The sequence below is a fragment of the Streptomyces sp. NBC_00726 genome, from assembly GCF_045161735.1.
Taxonomy (GTDB): Bacteria; Actinomycetota; Actinomycetes; order Streptomycetales; family Streptomycetaceae; genus Streptomyces.
This window is the reverse complement of sequence record NZ_CP108983.1, coordinates 5,547,232-5,572,556: the sequence shown is the minus strand read 5'-3', so window position 1 is coordinate 5,572,556 and position 25,325 is coordinate 5,547,232. Positions and strand designations below refer to the sequence as shown.

General features: G+C 68.9%; 18 protein-coding genes. 2 read left to right on the top strand and 16 right to left on the bottom strand.

Annotation, left to right across the window (positions count from 1 at the left end; genetic code table 11):
* Nucleotides 1-16: 16 nt before the first annotated feature.
* The 6 genes from OG338_RS24795 to OG338_RS24770 all read right to left on the bottom strand — a co-directional run bounded on the left by OG338_RS24795 (nt 17) and on the right by OG338_RS24770 (nt 9,568).
* Complete coding sequence (locus tag OG338_RS24795) at nt 17-1,273, bottom strand: phosphodiester glycosidase family protein (protein ID WP_405939424.1); 1,257 nt, start codon at nt 1,271-1,273, stop codon at nt 17-19.
* The gene (locus OG338_RS24790) at nt 1,270-2,007 is read right to left on the bottom strand and encodes a hypothetical protein (RefSeq protein ID WP_405939423.1); all 738 of its coding nucleotides are present in this window, start codon (nt 2,005-2,007) and stop codon (nt 1,270-1,272) included. Before OG338_RS24790 ends, OG338_RS24795 begins: the two co-directional genes overlap by 4 nt.
* Nucleotides 2,004-2,144: a hypothetical protein gene (locus tag OG338_RS24785; RefSeq protein WP_405939422.1), complete on the bottom strand. Its 141-nt coding sequence runs from the start codon at nt 2,142-2,144 to the stop codon at nt 2,004-2,006. Before OG338_RS24785 ends, OG338_RS24790 begins: the two co-directional genes overlap by 4 nt.
* Nucleotides 2,145-2,201: 57 nt before the next feature.
* Nucleotides 2,202-6,647: a glycosyltransferase gene (locus OG338_RS24780; RefSeq protein ID WP_405939421.1), complete on the bottom strand. Its 4,446-nt coding sequence runs from the start codon at nt 6,645-6,647 to the stop codon at nt 2,202-2,204.
* 38 nt (nt 6,648-6,685) lie between these two features.
* On the bottom strand, nt 6,686-7,849 hold the full coding sequence (locus OG338_RS24775; RefSeq protein WP_405939420.1) for a CDP-alcohol phosphatidyltransferase family protein: 1,164 nt from the start codon (nt 7,847-7,849) through the stop codon (nt 6,686-6,688).
* 207 nt (nt 7,850-8,056) lie between these two features.
* Nucleotides 8,057-9,568, bottom strand: a complete 1,512-nt coding sequence (locus tag OG338_RS24770) for a hypothetical protein (RefSeq protein ID WP_405939419.1) — start codon at nt 9,566-9,568, stop codon at nt 8,057-8,059.
* A 416-nt stretch (nt 9,569-9,984) separates the two neighbouring features.
* On the opposite strand from OG338_RS24770, the gene OG338_RS24765 reads away from it, so the two are divergent.
* Nucleotides 9,985-11,088: an LCP family protein gene (locus OG338_RS24765; RefSeq protein ID WP_405939418.1), complete on the top strand. Its 1,104-nt coding sequence runs from the start codon at nt 9,985-9,987 to the stop codon at nt 11,086-11,088.
* A gap of 80 nt (nt 11,089-11,168) precedes the next feature.
* On the opposite strand, the gene OG338_RS24760 is transcribed toward OG338_RS24765, so the two are convergent.
* Entirely contained in the window at nt 11,169-12,299 is a 1,131-nt protein-coding gene (locus OG338_RS24760; RefSeq protein WP_405939417.1) for a hypothetical protein, read from the bottom strand.
* A gap of 186 nt (nt 12,300-12,485) precedes the next feature.
* Here OG338_RS24760 and OG338_RS24755 point away from each other — a divergent pair, with 186 nt between their 5' ends.
* On the top strand, nt 12,486-12,875 hold the full coding sequence (locus OG338_RS24755) for an NTP pyrophosphohydrolase (RefSeq protein ID WP_405939416.1): 390 nt from the start codon (nt 12,486-12,488) through the stop codon (nt 12,873-12,875).
* Nucleotides 12,876-12,888: 13 nt separating this feature from the next.
* Here the strand turns inward: OG338_RS24755 and OG338_RS24750 are convergent, their stop codons facing one another.
* From OG338_RS24750 to ngcE, 9 genes are all read right to left on the bottom strand, one after another.
* The gene (locus OG338_RS24750; RefSeq protein WP_405939415.1) at nt 12,889-14,394 is read right to left on the bottom strand and encodes an amino acid permease; all 1,506 of its coding nucleotides are present in this window, start codon (nt 14,392-14,394) and stop codon (nt 12,889-12,891) included.
* A gap of 162 nt (nt 14,395-14,556) precedes the next feature.
* The gene (gene dxs, locus OG338_RS24745) at nt 14,557-16,476 is read right to left on the bottom strand and encodes a 1-deoxy-D-xylulose-5-phosphate synthase (protein WP_405940523.1); all 1,920 of its coding nucleotides are present in this window, start codon (nt 16,474-16,476) and stop codon (nt 14,557-14,559) included.
* Between the two features lie 271 nt (nt 16,477-16,747).
* A complete protein-coding gene (locus tag OG338_RS24740) occupies nt 16,748-18,046 on the bottom strand; it encodes a sugar ABC transporter permease (RefSeq protein ID WP_405939414.1) in 1,299 nt (432 codons plus the stop codon).
* Entirely contained in the window at nt 18,043-18,831 is a 789-nt protein-coding gene (locus OG338_RS24735; protein WP_405939413.1) for an ATP-binding cassette domain-containing protein, read from the bottom strand. The genes OG338_RS24740 and OG338_RS24735 overlap by 4 nt, the downstream gene beginning before the upstream one ends.
* A 234-nt stretch (nt 18,832-19,065) precedes the next feature.
* Nucleotides 19,066-20,133, bottom strand: a complete 1,068-nt coding sequence (locus OG338_RS24730; RefSeq protein ID WP_405939412.1) for a sugar ABC transporter substrate-binding protein — start codon at nt 20,131-20,133, stop codon at nt 19,066-19,068.
* 123 nt (nt 20,134-20,256) lie between these two features.
* Entirely contained in the window at nt 20,257-21,456 is a 1,200-nt protein-coding gene (locus OG338_RS24725) for an ROK family protein (protein WP_405939411.1), read from the bottom strand.
* Between the two features lie 223 nt (nt 21,457-21,679).
* Complete coding sequence (locus tag OG338_RS24720) at nt 21,680-22,600, bottom strand: carbohydrate ABC transporter permease (protein ID WP_405939410.1); 921 nt, start codon at nt 22,598-22,600, stop codon at nt 21,680-21,682.
* 94 nt (nt 22,601-22,694) lie between these two features.
* On the bottom strand, nt 22,695-23,618 hold the full coding sequence (locus tag OG338_RS24715) for a carbohydrate ABC transporter permease (RefSeq protein ID WP_405939409.1): 924 nt from the start codon (nt 23,616-23,618) through the stop codon (nt 22,695-22,697).
* A 50-nt stretch (nt 23,619-23,668) separates the two neighbouring features.
* Complete coding sequence (gene ngcE, locus OG338_RS24710) at nt 23,669-25,114, bottom strand: N-acetylglucosamine/diacetylchitobiose ABC transporter substrate-binding protein (RefSeq protein WP_405939408.1); 1,446 nt, start codon at nt 25,112-25,114, stop codon at nt 23,669-23,671.
* Nucleotides 25,115-25,325: the final 211 nt, after the last annotated feature.

Sequence of the window (25,325 nt, the reverse complement as noted above, 5' to 3'; positions counted from 1 at the left end):
GCGTAACCGGCGGCTTCTACGCGTGCGCCTGGGCGGCCACGACGACCAGCGCGTTGGCCACCGCCCGCTCGGTCACCCTCGCACCGTTCGACCCCCTGGGGCGGTTACGGAGCTGCCCCAGCACGACCATCGTCGTGGAACCGCCGCCGTCGAGGTTCAGGGCGTCGTGGGCGTGCCATGCACGCATCAGCTCAGCCGCCTCGGCCATGGTCACACCGATGCTGGCGCCGGGGTCACGGCCGTCGACCGTCATGAGCAGGAGGGTCCCGTCACGGGTGAACCCCGCCAGGGTCCGGGGGTGGCGCTGGGAGAGCGCAGTCGGGGAGAGCCCGTTCGCCTCGATGTTGATGTCGACGCGGCCGTCGCGCAACAGCCGGGGCCCGGCCTGGAGCACGGTCAGGTTCTTCCCCGACAGCCGCCGCCCCGCACTGTCGTAGACCTGCGATGTGATGCGCAGGACGGTATCCGGCAGGGCGTGGCGGCGCAGCCAGGCCGCGGCGGTGCCGGTTCCTTGCAGGACGCGGCCGCCGTCCGGCACGGGCCCTCCGGCCGGTGTGCGGAGACGGAGCACGCGGCCCCCGGCGGCGAGGACGGCTTCGACGGTTCCGGCCGGCGCACGGGCCGCCTCGGTCCCCCACTGCGGTGTGAACAGCACCAGTTCATCGGGGTCGGTGCAGAGCTTGTTGTGAGCGGGGGCGGTGTGCCGCTTCCCCTGAAGGACATCGCCTCCCACTCCGCCGCATCCGACGATCCGGCCGGGCATCCGGTTGACGCCGTCGATCAGCCGCGCCGCACCGTCCCCGGCCACCACGCGGCTCACCGAGCGGGCTTCGGTGATGCGTCCGGAGACGGCGTCCTCTCCCAGAACCAGGGCGGTACGTCCGTTCGCCGCCTCACTGAGCAGTGCGTTGTGCTCGACGTACAGCCCAAGCGGGTCCCCGTCGTAGCCGCTGAAGACCGCACTGGTACGGATGTCGAAAAAGGAACCGTTCACGGCGGCGACCGCCCCGGCCCGCTTCGCCATGGACCGCACGGTCTCCGCCGAGTCCAGGCGGGCACCGTGCACCGCGCCCAGCTTGACCGGCGCGTCCGGCGCGACGGACAGCGCCTGGTAACGCACAGGGCCGGCCGGGAGACGGACCGTGTGCTCCTCGTACCGGACGCCGGGGGGAAGCCGGCGGGCGGGGGTTCGGGGCGGCCTCGGCGCCTCCGCCGTGCCGCAACCGCCCAGGGCCCAGCCACCGGCCGCGGTCAGGAACAGACGACGCCTCATCCCGCGAGGGCGCCGGGGAGCAATCCGGGGTTCCTGCCGATGTCCCCCGCGTACACGGTCACCTCGGACCAGTTTCGGTGGCCCCGCGCGTTCTCGTAACAGACGGAGAAGCGGTCGTAGCCGGCCGCTCCGGGCACTCCCATGTAGGTGACGCTGCCGTCCGGCGCCGCGGTCACCGTACCCGCCTGTGGGATCCCCACGCCGACTACCCGGAAGCCCGCCTCGGCAGCGTCGCGGTCGGGACCGATGACGGCGTAGCCGCCGGACGGGATGGACAGGCTGCGGCCGGGCACCCAGGCACGTTGTACCCGGAAGCCCGCGTCGGTGATCTGGGCGGACGAGACCAGTTTCTCGCCCGCGTACGACATCACGCCGACGCACACCTTGGGGAGCAGGACCGCGCCCTCGGGAGCATCGTCGTTCACCGTGAGGACGGCGGTCACCGCCCGGGGCTCGTTTCCACTCGCGTACGTCGCGAACCGGCCGTTGGGGAGGTGTCCGAGCCCTTGCAGTTGGGCCATGGTGGCGTGCTCGGCCACGATGTCGTCGAAGATGTAGCCGTACGCCCGGTAGGGGCCGCCCGCGGGCAGTATCTGCAGATGCAGGGCAATGTCCTGGCCAGGCACCACGGGGACCTCGGGGTCCGCGTCGGCGTGGAGCTCCATGAGCGCCGAGACTCCTGTGCGCTCCGGGTGCGCGACCTGGATACGGGCGAGTAGATACCAGTCACTCATTCGACGACCTCCAAGGTCCGGGTCCGCGCCAGTTCTCCGAAGATGTCGTCATCCGGCCACTCCACGCTGTCGGGGGAGAAGCCCAACAACAACAGGACCAGGTCGTCCGGCCGGGCCTCCCGCAGGAGCCAGGTCATCCTGCCGCGTTCCGCGAAGCTGCGTGAACTCGCTCCGGACCGTGCGCGTCCACTGCACTACGCCCACTCCCTGCTGGGATCCCGATCGTGGCGGTCCGCGCCGCCGTCGAGCGCGCTGTGCGTGCTCGACGGCGCGTCCGGCGCCCAGCTGCTCTCGACCGCCCCCTCCAGTTCGCCGATGGCCCGGAAGACCCGTTCCGAGTTGTTCGTGTCCCGGCGGCCGAAGAAGGCGTCGACCCGGGCGCGGTACCGCGGCTCCATGGCGAAGCCCCGCTCGATCGTGGCGATGATCTCCCGCACCGTCGCGTCGACGTCGCGGCAGACCGGGCCGAATCCGTCGCGCTCGAACGCGTAGTAGCCGCGCTTGTAGTGGTTGCCGTAGAAGTCTTCCTCGTCGAACGGCGTGTAGACGATGGGGGTGCCCATGTAGGCCACATCGAAGAAGACCGATGAGTAGTCGGTGACCAGGAGTGAACACTCACGCATGGCCAGCTGCACGTCCCGTCCGTCGCCGGTCACGGTCACCGACGGATGGTCGATGCGGAAGTGGTGCAGATAGGGGCGGATCTCATAGTGCGGCATGAACTCCAGTTCCACCCCGTGCCGTTCGAGCACAGCCAGCAGGCGCTCGTCGCGCAGCAGGGTCGAGAAGAACCGGAAGTAGTCGGACGCGGCGAACGGGATCTTCGCCTTGGCCGCCCTGTCGTACGAAGGGGCGACAATGTCTCTCCGCCAGGTGGGCATCAGAAGCACCCTCGGCCGTCCCGAACGCACGGGCTGCAGGGCGTCGAACCGCGGGAAGCCCGCGGCCGCGACCCGGGCGTAGCCATAGCCGCAGTGCTCGGCGAAGTACGAACGCTCCGCCTGGCCCACGGTCAGCAACAGGTCGACGTCGGTGACCTGCTGGTGCACCGAGGGCGCCACGTCGTTGTACGTGACCCCGTGCTGGAGGAAGACCCTCCGGTAGTTCAGCAGGTCTCCGTAGCCCCGCAGGAAGGAGCTCTTGCTGAGCTCGGGGAACCCGAGGTATGCCTCCAGGTCGTACGGGTTGATGAGCCGCTTGGCATGCAGCAGATACATCCGGTACTTGCGCGAGGTGCGGTCCAGGACGTGCCCGTACGGTGCCACCTTGGCCCGGTCCTTGGCGTCCCCGTTGATGGCGTAGTAGACCTTCCGGCGCGGCTGGTTCTCCCTGATCCACCGGAACAGGTGGTAGGCGTTGTCCTGCGCGGTATCGGCCCTCTCGCCGATGATCCAGATGTCCTTGCGGTGGAGCCGGGGATAGCTCAGCAGGTAGGCGAGGCGCGTACGCCAGCCCGGTCGGCCGGGCAGCGCGGACCGCACCTGGCGCCGCAGATGCCACAGCCGGCCCCGCAGCTTCCGGCCGGCCCCGGTGAAGTAGCGGAAGACCATGGAGTCGTCGTCACGGACACCGAGCCACAGCCAGTCACGGCCGATCCTGCGCATGCCCTTGAACCGGTGCAGCATCAGCCGTGCTCCGACCGGAGCATCGACGTGGCGGTCGCCGTCGTGGAAGCGCAGGACCACCGTGAGGTCGCGGCCGGCGAGTCCGGCGAGCGCCTTCGGCGCCGCCGCCGCACGCCATCCCCCGAACCAGTCCCGTTCGTTCCTGACCCGCCACCGGTCGCGCCGGTACACCTGCTCGGCGGGGATCGCCACACTCCTCGTCCCGTCCGTGCATATCAGTTCGATGCGGTTCGTGAAGAGCTGGGAGATGTCGACGCCCGTCAGGGTCATCAGACCCTCGAACTGAAGCTCGCCGTCCCGGTAACGCACACTTTCGAGTACGGCCTTCTGGCGCTCCACCCGGAGCAGGCTGGACGCGACGCCGTCGGCCGCGAGCCGCCGGTACATACCCCTCTCGTCCAGTTGCAGCGACGGTTCGTACTCGGGCTTGGAGAACGGGTCGCAGAACAGCGGAAAGTTGCCAGTGCGGACGGCATGGTGCTGGATCCGTGACACGGGGTGTGTCACGTACTGGAGCAGCGTCTTCTCCGGAATCCGGGCGTAGACGGCGCACAGGTCCTCGAAGACGTCCGCGATCTCCGTGCGGTTCATGATGCGGTGGTAGTTGCGCAGGAACGGCTGGTAGGAGCGGACCACGAAACGCTGGATCAGGAGCGCCATGGGCTCCTCGAGCCGTTCGGCGTAGTCCAGCAGGTACCGGTTGAGGTGGAGCCGCTGGCGGACCTTGACCGGGTCGTTCCAGTCGACATCGAAAAGCGAGTCGTTCTGAGCGGGATCGCGTTGGAAATAGACGTACCGGTCGACCATGCTGAAGGTCCGGGCGGTCGCCAGCGCCAGCACGCTGACCCACGTCTCGACGAACATGCCGCCGTCCGACGGCCGTATCCGGTGGTCGCGCAGCATCGAGACACGGAAGAGCTTGTTCCCGAGGTCGACCGAGAAGAGCATGTGCGGAGCCTTGGCCACCAGGTCGGTCCGGCCCTTGGCACCCCCGCCGAAGTACCGCTTCCACGGTTCGTTGGCGTTGCGACGCGGTCCGGGGAACGTGTCGTAGTTCCCGATGGCCACATCGACGTCGTGTTTGACGGCCGACTCGGTGAGCTGTCGCAGACTGTCGGCGCCGAGAATGTCGCGGCCACTGGCGAACAGCACGTAGGGGGCGACGACCTCGGCGAGGCCGTGCTCGTAGGCTGCCGCCGCGCCCTGCGGGGGGAGCCGGAGCACGGAGGCGTTGCGGTAGTAAGCGACGAAGTTGTGCAGGAATTCGCCCGTACGGTCGGTGGAACCGTCATCGACGAACACGATCTGCGTCTGGGTGAACACGCTCTGGGCCGCCAGCGACCTCAGTGACTCGTTCAGATGGTGCTCGTCGTTGTGGCAGTGGACGACGACCGCGGCCTGGTACGGACCGGGCTGGGTCACCGGCGGCGGTTCCTCGGCGCCGTGCCACCAGTTCCAGGGAGTTCCCCTGCGGGTGTCCAGGGCGGCACGCTCCCCGGTCTCCAGCCGCAGCGCGACGTTCCCGCTGACCGTCTCGTACATCTCGTACGTTCCGGTCGGGCCCTCGTAACGCTCCCGGGTGATGTCGATGCCATGGATCGCCACGGTCGTGGTGGCGCGCTGGCCCGCGTGGCGGACCTGGACGAAAAGGTTCCAGACGCCTTCGCCGGTCGCCGCTCCCACGCTGCTCTTCAGATCGAGGACCGATTGGTAATGCACACGGTGATCGTCCGTCTCGACCGCGTTGACCGGGAAGACGTGGTCCCTCTTGGTGCTGCGCAGTCGCAGCACGGCCTTGAGTTCGATCTTGCCACCGGTGGAGAACCTGCCGAACTGATTGAGCAGGTATCCGGACAGGTGGAGTTCATCGCCCCGTATCTCCACCTCGGTCGCCTGGTTGAACAGCCGCGCGTCGGTCAGCGGCTTGCCGACGAGGTCGAGATCCGTGACATCGAGGAAGCGTTCCGCGTGGGGAAGGTGCAGCAGCGTTTCGGACCAGTAGACGCGCTCGTCACGCTCGACGAGGTCCGAGCTGAGCACGCTCCGGCGTTGCGTGTAGTCCGAGACGGACAGCGCCAGGTCTACCCGCCCGTGCATGAGGCAGAAGGCACGGACCCGCTCCAGCACGCCGCACAGCTCGTAGACGGAGGGCTCCAGGGAGCGCAGGTACGGGCCCACGACTGCGGCGAAACCCCGCCGGTACCGCTCGTCGCCCGAGCGCAGTTCGCGCGCGTACAGATGCAGGTCGTGAGAGAGGAACTTCACCGCCTTGTGCGCGAGGAGCTCGCCCTCCCCGACCTGACGCAGGAAGGAGTCCGTGTACTGGTGGACGGCGACCCGGTCCTGAATGCTGCGCAGTTCGCCGCGGCGGTTCGTTATGGAGGGCGCGGAGGAGTCGCGTTCCCACATCCAGCGGTACACGGGGGCGGTGAGGAAGGTGATCGAACCGGCCCAGTAGTTGGCCAGCGTGGAGAAGTACGTGTCCTCGTAGTAGACGCCCTCGGGAAACCGGACCCCGTGGTTGTGCAGGAAGTCGAGCCGGTACAGCTTGCCTGCCGCGATCGGGTCGTCGAAGAGCTGGGGCAGTGCGCGCAGCCCGGCCACCGTACGCGGAGAGGCGTAGAGCTGCGGCTGCCAGACCGTGGTCTCCTCAGTGTTGAGGTTGACACGCAGGGCGCGTCCGGCGGTGATGTCCGAACCCGTGACGACGGCCGAGGCGAGCAGCTCCTCGCACGCCTTGAGGGGGAGTTCGTCGTCCGCGTCCAGGAACATCACGTACTGGCCCGTGGCGGTCATGATGCCCATATTGCGCGGAGCCCCGACACCGCCGCTGTTCTGCGGACGCTCGACAATCCGTACACGCCCGTCGGCCGCCGCGAACTGCCGCGCCACGCCGAGGGTCCCGTCGGCCGAGGCGTCGTCGACGACGATCACCTCGACGTTCCGGTGCGTCTGGGCAAGCGCGGACTTCAGGGCCCGGCCCAAGGTGGCAGCGGCGTTGTACGCGGGAACCACGACGGAAACTGTGTAAGCCGCCGGGTCGACTGCCGGACTCATCGCACCGAACCTTCGGTTTCCACCCAGTAGGGCAGCGCCCTGAGCTGCTGCGTCTCGATGTCCTGGGCATGGTGGGGATAGGGCTGGGGGTAGGGCTGGAAGCCCAGGTCGTCGTCCTGCTCGGGGACCGGGAACTGCTGTGCCAGGGCGGCGCGCCGCTCCTCGTCGAGGCCGCCGGCCCGGCGGTGACGTCCCCGGTGGAGGTTCTCGGCGATCACGCCGGCCTTGGAGGGCTCGGTGGCGAGCTTCTCCATGAGCCGGGTGAAGTCACGGGTGGACAGCCAGAACTTGTACATGATCACGAGCTCGAACAGGCCGAGCGCGGCGGCGGATATCGCGGTCGTCCAGAGTATCTGGCCGATCAGAGGCGCCACGATGAAGATGAACATCTGGAACTCGATGCCGCTGATCAGGTGCGGCCGGATGCGGCTGCGCAGCAGGGCCTGACGGAATCGCGTGTACCAGGGGAAGCGGTTGCGGAACTGGGCGTGCAGGTCGACCACGTCTCCGGCCTGCTGCTTGAGGACCTCGGCCTCCACGCCCGGGTTCTCCCGGAGCAGGTCCTCGATGAAGACCACCTGGGGCTGGTCGGCCGTCTCGGCCGGCTCCTGACGGGCGGCCTGCTCGTCCTCCAGCGCTTTGCGCTCCAGCGTGACCTTCTCGATCTTCATGCGCATGGACATGCGCATCTTGTAGATCTGCAGGGCGTCGACGTACCGGAGCATGTCGAGGAAGACGACGGCCAGCGCCGCGAGGAGGTAGAGCTCGTTGTGGGTGCGCAGGTACTGGCCGCCCATCAGGGCGAGTGCGCAGAAGAGGACCCGGATGCGGTCGAAGACGTAATCGAGCCAGCCACCGAAGACGGTGCCGTTGCCCTTGAGGCGGGCGAGCTTGCCGTCGATGCAGTCGAGTATGAAGCTCAGGTGGTAGAGGGCCGCCCCGATGACGAGGGAGGGGGTGTCACCCTTGAGGAAGAAGTACGCGGAGCCGAGGCCGACGAACAGCGCGGACCAGGTGACCCGGTTCGGGGTGATGAACTTGAACTTGGCCATCACGATCAGCATGCGCGTCGCGACCGGATCGACCAGCAGGACGGTCCACCAGGCATCGCGCTTCTTGCATGTCAGCTTCTGAACGGCGCGCAGCGACAGCTTCCCCATAACCCCTCAGACAAACACGACTCACGCAGTCAACGCGGCCCCATCGGCCTGCAAAAAGTCGCAATCAAGGGGCGTTCACCATATGGACACAGAACCTTCACCTGTGATCCACATAAAGACAGGATTAGACCCTACCAAGATCAAGGTTGATCCCAAAACCATCAAAGATGGTCGCGGACGCTCACTCGACCGCCTCCGGGCCGCAGGTCAGACCCCGGGGACCACGGTCCAGGAGGTGAAGACGAGGCCGTCCTCCCCCGGCACCTGACGCGTGATCCTCAGCCGCCCGTCGCCCCCCAGAACCGCGACGACCGCCCGGCCGAGGCCGTCCACCGCCACGGCCGGCGGCACCACCGAGGTCTCCCCCGCATCGAACCACCACACGCCGCCCTCCGGCCGCCCGTCCGCATGCGCGCCCACCAGGCACGCACCGGACTCCCCCGACCGCACGAGCACCGTGCACCCCCAGCCCTGGATGTCGACGCCGGCAACCCCGGCCACCGGCCCCGTGCCGTCCCGCCCGCCCAGGCTCACAGCACCGGCCCCCGGCACCTGCACACAGACCTCGTTGCTCCCCGCGTACCGGTAGCGCACCGACCCCGCCTCGGGGGCCGCCGACAGGGTGCCGGGGGCCGGGCTGACCGTTCCCGCGGCGTCCAGCGTCCACTCGCCCGACGGCGTCTCGCGGTGCCAGCGGATGGCGGCCGCCGCGTCCCTCGCCCTGGCCCAGACCTCGGGTACGCCCGAACCACCGGGTTGCGCGATGAGCTCGTCGGCGACGCGGACCCCGCGAAGGTGCTGCCAGCCGCTCCACCGCCCGTCCGGTCCCTGACTGCGGACACTGATGCTGTGGCCGAAGTTGCGCACGAAGACGGCGAGGTCACCATTGGCGTCGAAGGCCGCGGCGGGGAAGCCGACCTCGCGGCTCTTGCCGGGGTTCTTGCCATGCGGGTTGCCCGCGGAGCGCCAGGCCCCCAGAGCCCGCCCGGTCTGGTACTGGGTGGTGTGGGCCACATCGACCCAGTCCGTTCCGTCCGGCCCCTTCCGGCGGCGCAGGCCGAAGAGGTGTACGTACCCCTGGGCATCCTGGACGACTTCGAGGCCGGGAAGAAGATCGGGTCCTTCGAGGAGTTCCGGACCGCTCCACTCGTTCCCGCCCACGCGCTTCTCGGTCCAGCGCAGCACCCCGGCGGCCGACGGCAGATAGGCGGAGAGCCTGCCGTCCACCCCCCTGACGAGCCAGCGGAGCGGGAGCGGATGACGATCACATGCCCGGGGCCCCAGCGTGGCCGGCACGCCCGCCCGGTGACACCGTATGAACACCGGCGAACCGCACTCCCGCTGATGCCGGCGGGCGGCGGCGATCGTGGCGCGCGCCACGCTGCCGCGCAGAGGCGGCTCCGTGACGACCGGGCCCTTGGTCTCCACGTCGAGGGAGGAGTGCTCGGGGTCGGGGTCCAGGGTGGTCACCAGCAGCGGCCGCAGGTGACGCAGTGCCTCAAGCACCCGGGCGGTGATCTTTCCTGGCTCGGCGTCGATGACCCAGGGCTCATCCGAGACCCGGACACCGCGGTCCGCGGCATCGGCCATGGCACGGTCGAGCGCCGCCCGCTCCTCCGGCGTGCCGGGCTGGGCGCAGACGACGTCGACCAACGGGCCGCTCCGCTGCAACGCCAGAGGTTCCACAGCGTCACCGGGGCTCGCGACCACGATTGCCACGCCGCCGGCGTCACCCGCCCGAGCGGCACCCACGCGATCCTGCGTCCGCCTGCCTCGCTCCGGCCGACGCCCCCCTCTGCGTGCCATGCGCCCGCCCTCCTCACTTAGGGAACCGGGCTTGCGGTTGCCCCGGCTCCCAAGAAGATAAGCACTCCCGCTTCGGTCAGGAAATCCACTCATAGCGCTCTGATGACTCATGGTTTCCGACAAACATGATCGATGTCACCCTGAACCGGTCACCCGCCGGCCCGACTGCCCGGTCTGTCACAGTTACGCCACAGCCTTCGTACGTACACCTGATCGACTGTTTATAGTGCTGATCCCGGGAAAACGAGGACCGGCTCCACCCCCCACCCGAGTCCCACCCCCATTACCCGCGCCCTGACCAGGCCACAAGCTGTGAGGACTCACTCAGGATGAGCCAAGACGACACCACCCCCGGCCAGGGGAGCTCCCCGGAGACCCCGCGCCGCCGCGGGCGCAAGCGTGTCCGGACGCGGGGTCAGCGAATACGACGGGTGATCCTGGTCTCGTCCCTGGTGCTCGTCCTCGCCGCCGGCGGCACCGCGTGGTGGTTCTGGAGCCACCTCAACAACAACATCAAGGGCGTCGACATCAACAAGGCGCTCGGTGAGGACCGTCCCGAGAAGCTGCCCACCAGTGGGCAGAATCTGCTGGTGCTGGGGTCCGACTCGCGGGCCGGCTCGGAGAACAAGGAGCTGGGCGGCGGGATCGGGGTCAGCGGGGCGCGGTCCGACACGGCGCTCGTCGTGCATATTCCGGAAGGGCGGGACAAGGCCGTCGCCGTGTCCATCCCGCGCGACACCCTGGTGACCCGGCCCGACTGCGCCAAGGGCGACGGTTCGACGGTGCCGGGCAAGGACCGTGTGATGTTCAACTCGGTGTACTCGCAGGTCGGTCCGGCGTGTGTGGTCAAGACCGTCGAGAAGATGTCCGGGGTGCGGATCGACCACTACCTGGAGATCAACTTCGCCGGGTTCAAGGGGCTCGTGGACGCCATCGGCGGGGTGAACATCGACGTCAAGGAGCCCATCCACGACAAGAAGACCGGGCTGAACGTCGACGCCGGACCGCACAAGTTCGACGGCACCGAGTCGCTGAAGTTCGTCCGCACCCGGTACAGCCTGAGCGACGGCACCGACCTGAGCCGCATCGGTCTCCAGCAGCAGTTCCTGATGGCGCTGCTCAAGGAGGTCAAGAGCCAGGACCTGCTGGGCAGCCCGACGAGCGCCTACAAGATCGCCAACTCGGCCACGGCGGCCCTGACCACCGACGACGAGCTGGCCTCGCTCACCTCGCTCGCGAAGTTCGCCCGGTCCATGAACGGGGTCGACCCGGACACGATGGAGACGATCATGCTCCCCGTCGAGTACGACAAGATCGACCACAACCGCGTCGTGGCCGTGAAGCCGCGGGCGGACGCGCTGTGGAAGGCGATCCGCGAGGACACCCCCATCCCCGAGTCCGCCAAGAAGTCCCCGGCGCTCGGCCAGGGCTGATCGGACCGCACCGCTACGGCCCCGGGAACGTTCCCGGGGCCGTAAGGCATTCCGTACGCGTCACACCCCAGCCGTACGCGTCACACCCGCCGGGCCGGCCCCAGCGCCAGGCCCGGTTCGTCGTTCTGCCGGGCCACGTACAGCCCGCCGCGCTCGCCGATCATCGCGAGCACCACGCGGCCCTCGCCGTCGAGCGCCAGCGCCGGGGGCGCCGAGGTGCGTTCGCCGGTCGCCGCCCACCACAGGCCGCCCGCCTCGTTCTCCGTACCGCAGGCCGCGAGCAGCACGCGGCCGTCGCGGGTGCGGTGGGCGAGGACCGTGCAGTCGTAGTCGTCCAGTTCGGCGCGGAGCACGGCGACGCGGCCGTCGGCCGGGGTGTCCCCGATCGTGATGGGCGGGGTGTCCAGGCGGGTGGCGACCAGGGTGCCGGTGGTGGCGTCGGTCCAGTAGAAGGTGTTGCGGTCGGGCCCGGTCTCCAGCACGCTCACCGCGCCGCCGGCGATCTTGACGTTGAGGTTGTCGCCCTTCTGGAAGGCGCCGCCCGGCTCGGCCTGGGCCCACCGCATGGCCTTGTTGGTGCCGGGGACCAGGAGCTCCATGCGGCCCGACTCGGCGACCGCGACGGCCATCGTCTCCTTGCCGAGGGTGCCCCTGAGGTCCTTCCACCCCTCCCACTTGCCGTTCTTCGCCTCGCGGCGCAGCATCATGCCGCCGTTGGCGTTGCGGACGAAGACGTGGACCATGCCGGTCGGGGCGACGGCGGCGGCCGGCGGACCGATGCGGGCGGCGCGCTCGTCGCCGTCCTTGTACGGATTGCCCACGGTCCGCCACGCGGTGACCGGGCGGCCCGTCTGGTACTGGATGGCGTGCACGAGGTCGACCCGCGGCCGTTCCTCGTCGCCGTGCACCGTGCGGCGGCCGATGAAGTGGACGTAGCCGTCCGGGCCCTGGGCGACGCCGAGATGGGTCAGGTCCGGGACCGGGAAGAATTCGGGGCCCTGCCAGCCGGGGCCGCCGGGGTATTCCTCGGTCCAGCGCAGCAGCCCGTCCTCGTTGCGCGCGTAGGCGGTGAGCCTGCCGTCCTTGCCACGCACGAGCCAGCGTCCGTCGACCGGGGTCTCGCCGGTGCCACGGGCGCTTTCGACGTCTCGCAGGGCGTCGTCGCCCTTGCCCGAGGCGCTCCCCTGGGCACGTCTCGACCTGACTCGCATGTCGTGGCGTCTTCCTTCCGTGATGGTCCGCCCCCGAGCTGCGGCTTTGTGTCACGACCGGCGTCCGGAAGGCGGGGAGCACCCATCATAGAATCACCGTTCGAACCCTTGGAATCACCGCGTCCGCACCGTTTGCACGGGGATTCGGCACAGCTCGGCACAGCTCGGACATGGCAGGGTGGCCCCATGCCGAATCCGCTGGCCCTGGTGATCGTCGACGCCGCCAATGTCGTCGGGTCCGTCCCGGACGGCTGGTGGCGCGACCGGCGGGGCGCGGCCGAGCGGCTGCGCGACTCGCTGGTTCCGTACGCCTCCGACGGCCTGCCCGGTGTGCCCGGCCCCGTCGACCTGGTGCTGGTGGTCGAGGGGCGGGCCCGGGACGTCGCGCCGGTGCCCGGGGTGCGGGTGGAGGCGGCCCCGGGCAGCGGTGACGATCTGATCGCCGCGCTGGCGGCGGAGGCGGGGGCCGTGCCGCGCCCCTGTGTCGTCGTCACCGCGGACCGGGAGCTGCGCCGCCGGGCCGAGGCGCACGGGGCGCGGTGCACGGGGCCGCGTACGGTGCGGCCGGGGGCTTAGGGCCCCGGGTCCCTCAGACCCGTTCGCGGTTCACCCGGCTGTGTGAGCGGCCGTACGCGAAGTAGATGATCACACCGATCACCATCCAGACCGCGAACCGCAGCCAGGTCTCGGCCGGCAGGTTGAGCATCAGCCAGACCGAGGCGGCCACCGACACGATCGGGACCGCCGGCACCCACGGGGTACGGAAGGCACGGTGCAGGTCCGGGCGGGTGCGGCGGAGCACGATGACGCCGAGCGCGACGACCACGAAGGCGAAGAGGGTGCCGATGTTCACCAGCGTGGCCAGCTCGTTGATGCTGGTCAGCCCGGCGACGACGGCGATGATCACGCCGAGCAGGATGGTCGGGCGGTACGGGGTGCGGAAGCGCGGGTGCGTCTTGGAGAAGAACCTCGGGAGCAGGCCGTCGCGGCTCATCGCGAAGAACACCCGGGTCTGGCCGAGCAGCAGGATCATGCAGACGGTGGTGAGGCCGACGGCGGCGCCGAAGCTGATGACGCCCGCGTAGAAGGGATGTCCGACGGCCTTGAAGGCGTCGGCGAGCGGGGCGCTGACGGACAGCTCGGTGTAGTGCTGCATGCCGGTGACGACGATCGACACCGCGACGTAGAGCACGGTGCAGATGAACAGCGAGGCCAGGATGCCGCGCGGCATGTCGCGCTGCGGCAGCTTCGTCTCCTCGGCCGCCGTGGCGACGACGTCGAAGCCGATGAAGGCGAAGAAGACGATGGAGGCGGCGGTGAAGATGCCCATGACGCCGAAGTTCGTCGGGGCGTAACCGAAGATCAGCTGGACCAGCGGGGCGTCGAACCCGGACCCGGAGGGCTGGGGCTCGGCGTCCGGGATGAACGGCGAGTAGTTCCCGGTGTCGATGAAGAACAGGCCCGCGATGATGACGATCAGGACGACGGCGATCTTGATGGCGACCACCACCGTGGTGACCCGGGCGGAGAGCTTCATGCCCAGTACCAGGATCACGGTCAGGACCAGCACCAGGGCGAAGGCCAGGATGTCGAAGCCGAAGCCGTCCGCCACGTCCGGCCCGGACAGCACGTCCGGCAGGTGCCAGCCCGCGTTGTCCAGCAGCGAGCGGACGTAACCGGACCAGCCGACCGCGACCACCGCCGTGCCGAGCGCGAACTCCAGCACCAGGTCCCAGCCGATGATCCAGGCGACCAGTTCGCCGAGGGAGGCGTACGAGAAGGTGTACGCGGACCCCGCGACCGGCACGGTGGACGCGAACTCCGCGTAACACAGCGCGGCCAGCGCGCAGACGACGCCCGCGACGACGAAGGCGAGGGCGGTGGCCGGGCCGGCCGTCTCCTTGGCGACCTTGCCGGTGAGGACGAAGATGCCGGTGCCGATGACGACGCCGACCCCGAAAACCGTGAGGTCGAGGGCCGAGAGCGACTTCCTGAGGGCGTGCTCCGGCTCCTCGGTGTCGCGGATGGACTGCTCGACCGTCTTGGTCCTGAACAGCCCGTTCCCGCTCGGGGGCAGGTCCTGCTGCGTGCTCACCGGCGTACCTCCACGCACTCGTCGTGCACGCCATGTTCCGGACCCGGCCCCATCACCCGTTCGCGGCACGCCTGCCACGGCCGGATTTCACGCGAACGGGCCGGTCGGACCACTCGTTACGGGTGGTCCGACCGGCCCGTTCGGCCGTAGCGGGGGTACGGGTCAGTCCCGGACGCGCTCCGCGACGGTGCGGTCCTCCGCCGGCTCGTAGCGCCCGTCCAGCTTGGCGACCAGGCCGGTGACCTGGCGGGCGATGTCCGGGGCGGTCAGCCCGATCTCGGCCAGCACCTCCTTGCGGGAGGCGTGGTCGAGGAAGACCGGCGGGATGCCGAAGTCGCGCAGTGGTACGTCGACGTCCGCGTCGCGCAGCGCCTGGGAGACGGCGGAGCCGACGCCGCCGGCCCTGCTGTTGTCCTCGACGGTGACGACGACGCGGTGCCGGGCGGCGAGCGGGGCCAGGGCCTCGTCCACGGGCTTCACCCAGCGCGGGTCCACGACGGTCGTGGAGATGCCCTGGGCGTCGAGCAGGTCGGCGATCTCCAGGCACATCGGGGCGAGCGCGCCGATGGAGACGAGCAGCACGTCGGGCCGGGCGGTGCCGGGCTCGCGAAGCACGTCCATGCCGCCCGCCTTGCCGACGGCCTTGACCGAGGGGCCGACCGCGCCCTTGGAGAAGCGGACGACCGTGGGCGCGTCGTCCACCGCGACGGCCTCGCGCAGCTGGGCGCGGACCTGGTCGGCGTCGCGCGGGGCGGCGATCCGCAGTCCGGGCACGACCTGGAGGATCGACATGTCCCACATGCCGTTGTGCGAGGCGCCGTCCGTACCGGTGACGCCGGCCCGGTCCAGGACGAAGGTGACCCCGCACTTGTGCAGGGCGACATCCATCAGGACCTGGTCGAAGGCACGGTTGAGGAAGGTGGCGTACACCGCGAAGACCGGGTGGAGGCCGCCGGTGGCGAGGCCGGCCGCGGAGACCGCGGCGTGCTGCTCGGCGATGCCGACGTCGTAGATCCGGTCCGGGAACTCCTTCTCGAACCCGGTCAGGCCGACCGGCTGGAGCATGGCCGCGGTGATCGCGACGATGTCCTCGCGCTCCCGGCCGAGCTTGACCATCTCCTCGCCGAACACCGAGGTCCAGTCGAGGCCGGAGGTGGCGACGGGCAGGCCCGTGTCGGGGTGGATCTTGCCGACGGCGTGGAAGCGGTCGGCCTCGTCCTGGAGGGCGGGGGTGTAGCCGCGGCCCTTCTCGGTGAGGCAGTGCACGATGACCGGGCCGCCGAAGCGCTTGGCGCGCTGGAGGGCGGATTCCAGGGCCTCGATGTCGTGGCCGTCGATGGGGCCGACGTACTTCAGCCCCAGGTCCTCGAACATGCCCTGCGGGGCGATGAAGTCCTTCAGGCCCTTCTTGGCGCCGTGCAGCGTCTCGTACAGCGGCTTGCCGACGACGGGGGTGCGTTCCAGGAGGTCCTTGCCGCGGGCCAGGAAGCGTTCGTAGCCGTCGGTGGTGCGCAGGGTGGCCAGGTGGTTGGCGAGGCCGCCGATGGTGGGCGCGTAGGAGCGCTCGTTGTCGTTGACGACGATGACGAGGGGGCGGTCCTTGGCGGCGGCGATGTTGTTCAGCGCCTCCCAGGCCATGCCGCCGGTGAGGGCTCCGTCGCCGATGACCGCGACGACGTGGTCGTCCTTGCCGCGGACCTCGTTGGCCTTGGCGAGGCCGTCGGCCCAGCCGAGGACGGTGGAGGCGTGCGAGTTCTCGATGACGTCGTGCTCGGACTCGGCGCGCGAGGGGTAGCCGGAGAGGCCGCCCTTGCTCTTGAGCCTGCTGAAGTCCTGGCGGCCGGTGAGGAGCTTGTGCACGTAGCTCTGGTGGCCGGTGTCGAAGAGGACCTTGTCCTTCGGCGAGTCGAAGACCCGGTGCAGGGCGATGGTGAGCTCGACCACGCCGAGGTTGGGTCCGAGGTGTCCGCCGGTCTTGGAGACCGCGTCGACCAGGAAGGTCCGGATCTCTTCGGCGAGCTGCTCCAGCTGCTCGGAAGTGAGCCGGTCGAGGTCACGCGGTCCGCCGATGCGGGTCAGCAGATCCCATCCGTCGCCCACCACCGCCCGTGCGTGACGCGCTTCGCGCGGCTGTGTCACCGTGCCTCCTTGCGATTGTGCTGGTCGAGCATGCCGATCCGATGAGTCTAACGGCCTCCCCCCGAAGTGGGAGTCGGGGCGTGCTGCCCCTTCCGTGCCGGTACGCGCCGGAGCCCGGCGCCCTCCGTGGGGGCGCCGGGCTCCGGCGGGTGGTGCGTACGCGCGCGGCCTGCGGTGTCGCGTGTCGCCGGGCGCGGCCGTGGTGTCGCCGGCGCTAGGCGCGGCCGGCGGTCTTCTGCGTCTTGCGGGAGACCGAGTCGATGATCACGGCGATGAGGAGGACCCCACCGGTGATCATGTACTGGATCGCGTTGGACGACAGGTTCATCTGGTTGAGGCCCTGGACGATCGACTGGATGACCAGGATGCCGAGGAGCGCCGACCAGACCTTGCCGCGTCCGCCGAACAGGGACGTACCGCCGATGACGGCCGCGGCGATGCACATCATGAGCTGGTTGCCGCCGCCGAGGGAGCGGTCGGCGCCGCCGGTCGCGGAGGCCAGGAAGAGGCCGCCGACCGCACCGAGCGTGCCGGAGATCATGAACACCGAGATGCGGATCCAGGACACGTTGATACCGGCGCGGCGCGCGGCCTCGACGCCGCCGCCGACCGCGAAGACCTGACGGCCGTACGTGGTGCGGCGCAGCACGAAGTCGGTGATGACCAGAATGCCGAGGAAGATCACCAGGGAGAGCGGGAGGCCCTGCTCCTGGTTGAACGCGTACGCGGCGAGGAGGGCCAGGACGGCGAGCAGCGCGGTGCGCAGGATGATCTCGCTCTGCGGGCGGGCCGGCAGCTCGGCGGCCTTGCGGCGCCGCGCGTCCCGCAGCTGCGCGAGGTAGAAGGCCACGATCACGACGATGGCGAGGCCGTAGGCGGCGGCGATGTCCTCGAAGTAGTAGCTGGTCAGGTCGCGGACGAAGCTGCCGAGCGGGGTGGTGATGGTGGACTTCTCGCCCATCACCCAGGTCTGCATGCCGGCCCAGCCCAGGAAGCCCGCCAGGGTCACGACGAACGCGGGCACGCCGATCTTGGCGAAGACGATGCCGTGGAAGGCACCGATGACCGTGCCGGAGAGGATGCCGAGCAGGATCGCGAGGCCGTCCGGCATGTCCGTACCGAGGACCGCCCACACGGCGCCCGCGAGGCCGGCGACCGAGCCGACCGCGAGGTCGATCTCGCCGAGCAGCAGCACGAAGACGATGCCGACGGCCATGATGCCGGGGCCCGCCGCGTACAGCGTGATCTGGTCGAGGTTGTACGAGGTGAGGAAGTTGCCGGTCTCGGCCTGGAAGACGATGCCGATGATGATCAGGCCGACCACGACGGGCAGCGAGCCGATCTCGCCCGAGCGCACCTTGCGCTTGAACTCGGTCCAGTAGCCCTTGAAGCCCTGCTCGCGGACGAGCAGGCGGGGGTCGACGACCGGCACCGCGCCCTCCGCCGGCGCGGGGGCCCCGGCGGGCTCCGCCTGGGCCGGGACCTTGGCCGAAGTCTCGTTGGTGTTGCTCACTTGGATGCCTCCGCGCTGCGCGACTTGCGGCGGGTCACGGCGTTGTCCGTGGCGCCCGTGATCGCGGCGATGATTTCTTCGTGGCTGGTCGTGGCCACGGGGAAGACGCCGTTGTTGTGGCCGAGCCGCAGCACGGCGACCTTGTCGGCCACGGCCTTCACATCGGCCATGTTGTGGCTGATGAGGATGACGCCGAGGTTCTGCTCGCGCAGCCGCTCCACCAGGTCGAGCACCTGGGCGGTCTGCTCGACGCCGAGGGCCGCGGTGGGCTCGTCCAGGATCACGATCTTGGGGTTGCCGACCAGGGCGCGGGCGATGGCCACGACCTGGCGCTGACCGCCGGAGAGCGCGGCGACCGGGATGCGGACGCTGGGGATGCGGATGGAGAGGGTGGACAGCAGGTCCTTGGCCCGCTTCTCCATGGCGACCTCGTCGAGGACGCCGCCCTTCTTGATCTCGCGCCCGAGGAAGAGGTTGGCGACGACGTCCAGGTTGTCGCAGAGCGCGAGGTCCTGGTAGACGGTGGCGACGCCGAGGTTCTGGGCGTCGTGCGGGCGGCTGATGTCCACCTTCGCGCCCTCCCACTCGATGACACCCTCATCGATGGGGTGCACGCCGGCGATCGTCTTGACCAGCGTGGACTTTCCGGCGCCGTTGTCGCCGACGAGGGCGACCACTTCTCCGGCGTGGACTTCGAGATCGACACCGGAGAGGACCTGGACCGCTCCGAATCGCTTGAAGACTCCACGCAACGCCAGCACGGGCGTCTGTGACACGTGAACCATCTCCTTCGCCGCCTGACCGGCGGGGATGTGCCGCCTGACCGGCGGAGACGCCGCGCCGCGAGGGCAGCGTCGACATACGGGAAGCACTGGGGGAAGAGTGTCCGGCACCCGGCCGGCAGCGGGGTGTGAGCCGGCCGGGGCCGGACAGTCATGGGGGCGCGGGCCGATTCCGCCGTACGGGGCGGAATCAGGCCCGCACGCGCCGGGGCCGGCCGGCCCCGGCGCGCGGAGGGACTACTTGATGCCCAGCGCGGTGCACTTGGCGGCGATGTCCTTGACGCAGACGTCGGCGACCTTGTAGATGCCGTCCTTGATCACGGTGGACTCGATGTTGTCCTTGTTCACCACGGTCGGCTCAAGCAGCGTGGACGGAACGCCGTCCGTCTCGCCCTGGGCGCCGATGTCCTTGCCCTGGAGCAGGTTGACGGCGAACTGGGCGGCCGCGGGGGCCAGCTGCTTCGGCGACTTGTAGATCGTGAAGGTCTGCGTGCCGGCGATGATCCGCTGGATGCCGGGGAGCTCGGCGTCCTGGCCGCCCACCGGGATGTCCTTGATGCCGGCGTTGCCCAGGGAGGTGATGATGCCGCCCGCCATGCCGTCGTTGGCGGAGTAGACGGCGTCGATCTTGTCCTTGCCGACCGAGGAGATGGCGGCGGTCATCTTCTCGCCGGCGATCTTCGGGTCCCACTCGCCGGACGCCTCGTAGGCGATCTTGATCTTGCCGTCGAGGGACGCGTGGGCGCCCTTCTTGAACAGACCGGCGTTCGGGTCCTTCTCGTCGCCGTTGATCATGACGAGGTTGGCGTTCGCCGCCTTGGAGCCCAGGGCGTCGAGGACGGCCTGGCCCTGGAGCCGGCCGATCTTCTCGTTGTCGTGGCTGACGTAGGCGTCGGCACCGGCGATGGCGCGGTCGTACGCGACGACCTTGACGCCCTTCTTGTGGGCGTCGGCGACCCAGGCGGCGGACTTCTCGGCGTCGACCGAGGAGATCGCGATGACCTTGATGCCGTCGGCGATCTGCTGCTCGAACTGCTGCTTCTGCTGGCCGACGTCACCGGCGGCGTTGTTGTAGACGACCTCGCAGTCGGCGCAGTCCTTCGTGACCGCCTCGATGAACAGCGGCTTGTCCAGCGTCTCGTAGCGGGCGGTCTTGTTCTCGGGGAGCAGCAGACCGATCTTGGTCTTGCTGCCCGAGTCCGCCGAGTCCTTCTTGTCGTCGCCGGCCTTGCCGCAAGCGGCGAGGGAGACGGCCATCGAAGCGGCGGCCGTGCCTATGACGATGCGTCGCGTCATTGCGTTCATTGGGGGTTTGCCTCCCTGACGAGGCCGCAACGTCGCGGCCGAGGTGGCTGGAAGTCAACTCGGCCGCGGGAGCGGCGTCAAGGAGTAAATCCTTAACGAGATGACAACGGTGCCATTCGTTATCTAAGTGAAGGCAGGAGTGGCCGCGGGGAGGGTGCTCTCCAAAAGGGTCGAATCCCCCATCTCGCTCAGCACGAGCGCCAGCGCGCCCAGCACCTCCGCGCGGCCCCCCAGCGCCCCCGGGAGCACGGACAGCTGCCGGGCCGCGCTGGGGATCGCGTAACGCGACACGGAGTCCCTGATGGGCCCCAGGACCAGCTCCCCGGCCTCCGCCAGCGAGCCGCCCAGCACCACGCGGCTCGGGTTCAGCAGATTGCAGAGGTTGGCCACCCCGCTGCCGATGTGCCGCCCGACGTCACCGATCACCCGCCGGCATCCCGGATCGCCCTCGCGGGCCAGCTGGACCACCCGCTCCATGGTGAGATCGGGGCCGTGGCTGGGCTGGAGCAGGGGCAGGACGTAGCGCGCGGCCGTGAAGGTCTCCAGGCAGCCGCGGTTGCCGCAGCGGCAGACCGGGCCCGATTCGTCCAGGGTGATGTGGCCGATCTCGCCGGCCGTGCCGCCCGGGCCCCGGTAGATGTGCCCGTCGATCACCAGACCGGCGCCGACACCGCTGGCGACCTTGATGTACGCGAGATCCCTGACCCCCCGGCCGCTCCCCCAGACCAGCTCGCCCAGGGCGCCGAGGTTGGCGTCGTTGTCCACGTACACCGGCACGCCCAGGCGGGCGGCGAGCTCCTCGCTGGGGTTGATGCCCGTCCACCCCGGCAGGATCGACGTGGAGCCCAGGGTGCCGGACTCGACGTCGATCGGGCCGGGTACACCGAGGCCCACCCCGATGACCTTGTCCGGGCTGATCCCGGTGGTCTCGATCAGCCGGTTGACCAGCTGTTCCGCCCGTCCGAAGCCCTCGGCGGACGAGGCGTCGACGTCCAGCGGCTCGGACTCCTCGGCGAGCACCTGGTGGGCCAGGTTGCCGACCGCCACGCGCAGGTGGGTGTGGCCGAAGTCGACGCCGATCACGATGCCCGCGTCGCCGCTGAGCGAGACGCTGCGGGCCCGGCGGCCGCCCGCCGAGGTGGGGGTCACCTCGACCGTGCCGCTGTCCTTCAGTTCGCGAACGATATTGGAGACGGTGGCCGCGGAGAGGCCCGTACTCCTGGCGATCTCCGCCTGGGTGAGCGAACCAGCCATGCGTACGGCGCGCACGACCCGCTCAAGGTTGGCGCGATGCAGAGACGTCTGCGACCCCGGAGTCTCCATCGACTCACTCACTCCTGCCATATTCTCCAACATGTGAACTCTAAGCTGACCGTTTTGGGGTGGGCCCCGTCAAGACCTTGAGCAGTCGGAGCCACCGATGAGCACCGCTCCCCCACCTCGCGGCCGGGGCGAACTCCCCCGTACACAGACGAACCGCCCGCCGGCTGGGATGCCGGCGGGCGGTTCGTTCCGTTCGTGAAGTGCGCTCAGGGTGTACGGGGTGTTACTTCACCGCTCCCGCGGTGAGCCCGGCCACGACCTGGCGCTGGAAGATGATGTAGGCCGCGAGGACCGGCAGCATCGCCATCACCAGACCGGCGAAGAGGCCGGACCAGTCGCCCTTGTAGCCCTGGCTGCTGGCCAGTTCGACCAGACCCTGCGAGAGCACCCGGTACTTCGGGTCGGTGTTCAGCACCGTCGGCAGCATGTACTGGTTCCACTGGCCGAGGAAGTTGAAGATGCCGACGCTGATCAGGCCGGGCTTGGCCATCGGCAGCATGACCTGGAAGAACGTCCGGGTGTGCGAGGCTCCGTCGATCATCGCCGCTTCCGCCACCGACCCCGGCAGGGTCCGGAAGAAGGAGGTGAGGAAGAAGACGGTGAAGGGCAGCGAGTACGCGATGTAGACCAGGATCAGTCCGTGCCGCGTGTTCAGCATCCCCATGTTGTTCATCACGAAGAACAGCGGGACCAGCGCCAGGATGATCGGGAAGCTCATCCCGCCGATGAACATGTAGTAGATGAAGCGGTTGCCCGGGAAGTCGAACCGGGCGAGCACATAGGCCGCCATCGAGCCGAGCAGCAGCGTGCCGATCAGCGAACAGCCCACCACGACGATCGTGTTGAAGAAGTAGTCGCTCATGTGCGCCTGGCTCCAGGCGCGCGACCAGTTCTCGAAGTGGAGCTTGTCCGGCAGCGCCCACGGCGTCGACAGGATCGAGTCGTCGTTCTTGAACGAGGACATGATCGCCCAGAGCAGCGGCAGCACCACCAGGATCGCCCAGATGATCAGCACACCGTGCGAGAAGACGTTGAGGGTCTTCCCCTCGCCGCTCTTCTTCTCCTTGCCCGCCGGGGCGGACGACTTGGACACGGGGGCCGGATCCGTCGCCGCGACCGCGGGAGGGGTTTCAGTGGCCTTCACGCGTGCTCACCTCGTACTACTGTCGAGCCGGCCGCCGCGGCCGGGCTGTCTTGCCTGCTGGGGGTGCGGGGAACGCGTCCCGGGAAGCGCGGCATCAGAACTCCAGCCGCTCGCGCCGGCCCAGCCGCATCACGACGGCGGCGAACGCCATGGTGACGATGAGCAGTCCGACACCGATCGTCGTCGCGTATCCGGCCTGACCGTCGCGGAAGGCGGTCTGGTAGACGTACAGCGGCAGGATCGAGGTCGAGTAGGCGGGTCCGCCGGGGCCGACCGTCATGACCTGGACGGCCGTGAACGCCTCGACGCCGAGGGCCAGGATGCCCATGTAGACCCAGCCCGACTGGATGGTGTCCCAGAGCAGCGGGACGGTGATCTTGAAGAACGTCGTGATGCGGCTGGCCCCGTCCAGGAGCGCCGCCTCGTAGAAGTCCTTGGGGATGGACGCCATGCCGGCCGAGAAGAGGACGACGAAGAAGCCGACCGTCGACCAGACCAGCACCACCATGACGCAGATCAGCGCCAGATTCGGATCGCCCAGCCACTCGGGCTGGACGGAGTCGAGGCCGACCCCCTTCAGCGCCGCGTTGATCATGCCGGAACGCGGGTTGTACGCGAACTGGAACAGCAGGGCGACGATGACGATCGACAGGACCTGCGGGAAGAAATAGGCGATCTTGTAGAAGCCCGATCCCCGCACGCCGGCGACCGCGGCGTTCTTGCGCCGACGGCCCCCGACGTTGAGCATGAAGGCGAAGAAGAGCGCGAGGCCCAACGTCACCAGCGGCAGCACCAACACGAGAATCACGCTGTGCTGGAGCGACTTCCAGAAGATGTCGTCCTTCAGCATCCTGGAGTAGTTGCCGAAGCCGACCATCTTGAAGTCGGGGCTCAGTCCGGTCCAGTCCGTGAAGGAATAGTAGATGGCCTGGATGAACGGCCAGATGACGAAGACCGCGTACAAGGCCAAGGGGACTACCAGGAACCCCACAATGAACCGGTACTTGCCGTGCTGCATCGTTTACCGACCCCGATCTTTCCGCGGGTGCCGCCGCTGGTGACGGTTGCTCACTGGTGCTTGTAGTGCTTGATGGACTGATCCTTGGCCGCGGCGTCCGCGTATTCCTGGATCTTCTTGATGGCCTCGGCCGGCGTCATGCGCCCGGCCATCATCTCGCCGAGGCAGGCGGTACCGATCTGCTCCTTCTGGAGCTTGCCGTACCAGTCCTGGAGCCGCGGGTTCACCACGTTGTCGCCGGCCTTCGTCAGCGCGTCGACGCCGGACTGGAGGGCCGTGGACAGGGTCAGGCCGTCGGTGCCGCCGTTGAAGGCGCTCAGCGACTTCACCTGCTTGGTGAAGTTCTTCGAGGACTCCTCGGAGAGCATGATGCGCAGCTGCTCCATGCCGCCCTGCGGGTTGGCCGCCTTGGCCGGGACGATGAAGGGCTCCCCGCCGGCGGCCCAGATGGTGCCGAAGGGCAGCTTGTCGGACGAGTCCAGGCTGGACGGCGCCCCGACCATCATCTTGAAGTCCTTGGGCGTGGTCGGCGCCGCCTCGTTCTCCACCCACGAACCGTTCGGGATGAAGAGCGCCTTGCCCTTGGTCCACTCGGTCTGCGACTGGATGTGGGTCAGGCCCGGGGTGCCCTTGAGGATGTACCCCTTCTTGTACAGCTCGTAGTACGCCTCGAACGCCGCCTTGACGGACGGGTCCTTCCAGGCGTTCGGCTCCAGGTTGTCGATCTTGTCGAGAACCTCCCGGCCACCGATCTTGCCGATGAACGGGTAGAGCGAGAACGGCAGGTAGTACGGGTACTTACCGGCGTAGGTCCAGCCCGCGACGCCCTGCTTCTTCGCCTTCGCGCAGAGGGCGAGCATGTCGTCCCAGGTCTCGGGGTACTCCGCGTCCAGCTTCTCCAGGTTGGTCTGCGAGTACCACACGCCGTACACGGTGTAGGCGTAGTTCATGATCCAGACCTGTTCACCGTCGAACTGGCCCATCTCCAGAATGCCGGGCCGCAGGGTGTCGCGGACCTTCTTGCTCGGGTCGTCGTAGGACGGGGCGTCCATCAGCGGGGTCAGGTCGAGCAGCTGCTTCTTGCCGACCAGGACACCCATGTCCATCTGCTCGGCGCCCGAGTTGTCGATCAGGTCCGGCGGGGTGCCGCCGTTGAACCGCGGCTGGAGCTGCGACTGGATCTTCTGCGTCGAGGTGTGCTTGACCTTGGCCTTCGGGAACGCCTCGCCGTACTTCTTCTCGGCGTCCTTGGCGTACTGGTCGCCGAAGCCGCCGTTGAAGATCACCACGTCGAGCGCGGCGCTCTCGTTGACACCCAGCGGGTTCTTCGCGCTGGTCTTGCCCTTCTTGACGGGCTCGTCGCCGCTGCTGTCGCCGCTCGCGCAGGCGGACAGAAAGCTCATGGTCGGAACGGTGATCAGACCGAGTGCGGCAGAACGCTTGATCACATCGCGACGGCCAAGGCCCTCATTGTTGTGGGCGGAGGTGGATCCCATGCTCAAGTCCTCGCCTTCTCCAGGACTCAGGCGGTGTGTACCGGTCGCCCCGTCGTAATTCGCCTCAGCGAAGGGCCCCGCCACCGCGGTCAGTTGCGCTTGGGTGGTTCAGATTTCAGGCTAACGATTGCCGTGGGGGGCGCCGGGGCACCGAACAGCCGACGCACCTGCGGCGTCGTGTTGTCCTGCCCCCGTGTCCCCCAGCCGCACA

What these genes read in the sequence shown, in the direction of transcription:
- OG338_RS24795 (WP_405939424.1), bottom strand. Translation starts at nt 1,273, where the DNA reads ATGAGGCGTCGTCTGTTCCTGACCGCGGCCGGTGGCTGGGCCCTGGGC.
- OG338_RS24790 (WP_405939423.1), bottom strand. Translation starts at nt 2,007, where the DNA reads ATGAGTGACTGGTATCTACTCGCCCGTATCCAGGTCGCGCACCCGGAG.
- OG338_RS24785 (WP_405939422.1), bottom strand. Translation starts at nt 2,144, where the DNA reads ATGACCTGGCTCCTGCGGGAGGCCCGGCCGGACGACCTGGTCCTGTTG.
- OG338_RS24775 (WP_405939420.1), bottom strand. Translation starts at nt 7,849, where the DNA reads ATGGGGAAGCTGTCGCTGCGCGCCGTTCAGAAGCTGACATGCAAGAAG.
- OG338_RS24765 (WP_405939418.1), top strand. Translation starts at nt 9,985, where the DNA reads ATGAGCCAAGACGACACCACCCCCGGCCAGGGGAGCTCCCCGGAGACC.
- OG338_RS24760 (WP_405939417.1), bottom strand. Translation starts at nt 12,299, where the DNA reads ATGCGAGTCAGGTCGAGACGTGCCCAGGGGAGCGCCTCGGGCAAGGGC.
- OG338_RS24755 (WP_405939416.1), top strand. Translation starts at nt 12,486, where the DNA reads ATGCCGAATCCGCTGGCCCTGGTGATCGTCGACGCCGCCAATGTCGTC.
- OG338_RS24735 (WP_405939413.1), bottom strand. Translation starts at nt 18,831, where the DNA reads ATGGTTCACGTGTCACAGACGCCCGTGCTGGCGTTGCGTGGAGTCTTC.
- OG338_RS24730 (WP_405939412.1), bottom strand. Translation starts at nt 20,133, where the DNA reads ATGAACGCAATGACGCGACGCATCGTCATAGGCACGGCCGCCGCTTCG.
- OG338_RS24725 (WP_405939411.1), bottom strand. Translation starts at nt 21,456, where the DNA reads ATGGAGACTCCGGGGTCGCAGACGTCTCTGCATCGCGCCAACCTTGAG.
- OG338_RS24715 (WP_405939409.1), bottom strand. Translation starts at nt 23,618, where the DNA reads ATGCAGCACGGCAAGTACCGGTTCATTGTGGGGTTCCTGGTAGTCCCC.
- ngcE (WP_405939408.1), bottom strand. Translation starts at nt 25,114, where the DNA reads ATGGGATCCACCTCCGCCCACAACAATGAGGGCCTTGGCCGTCGCGAT.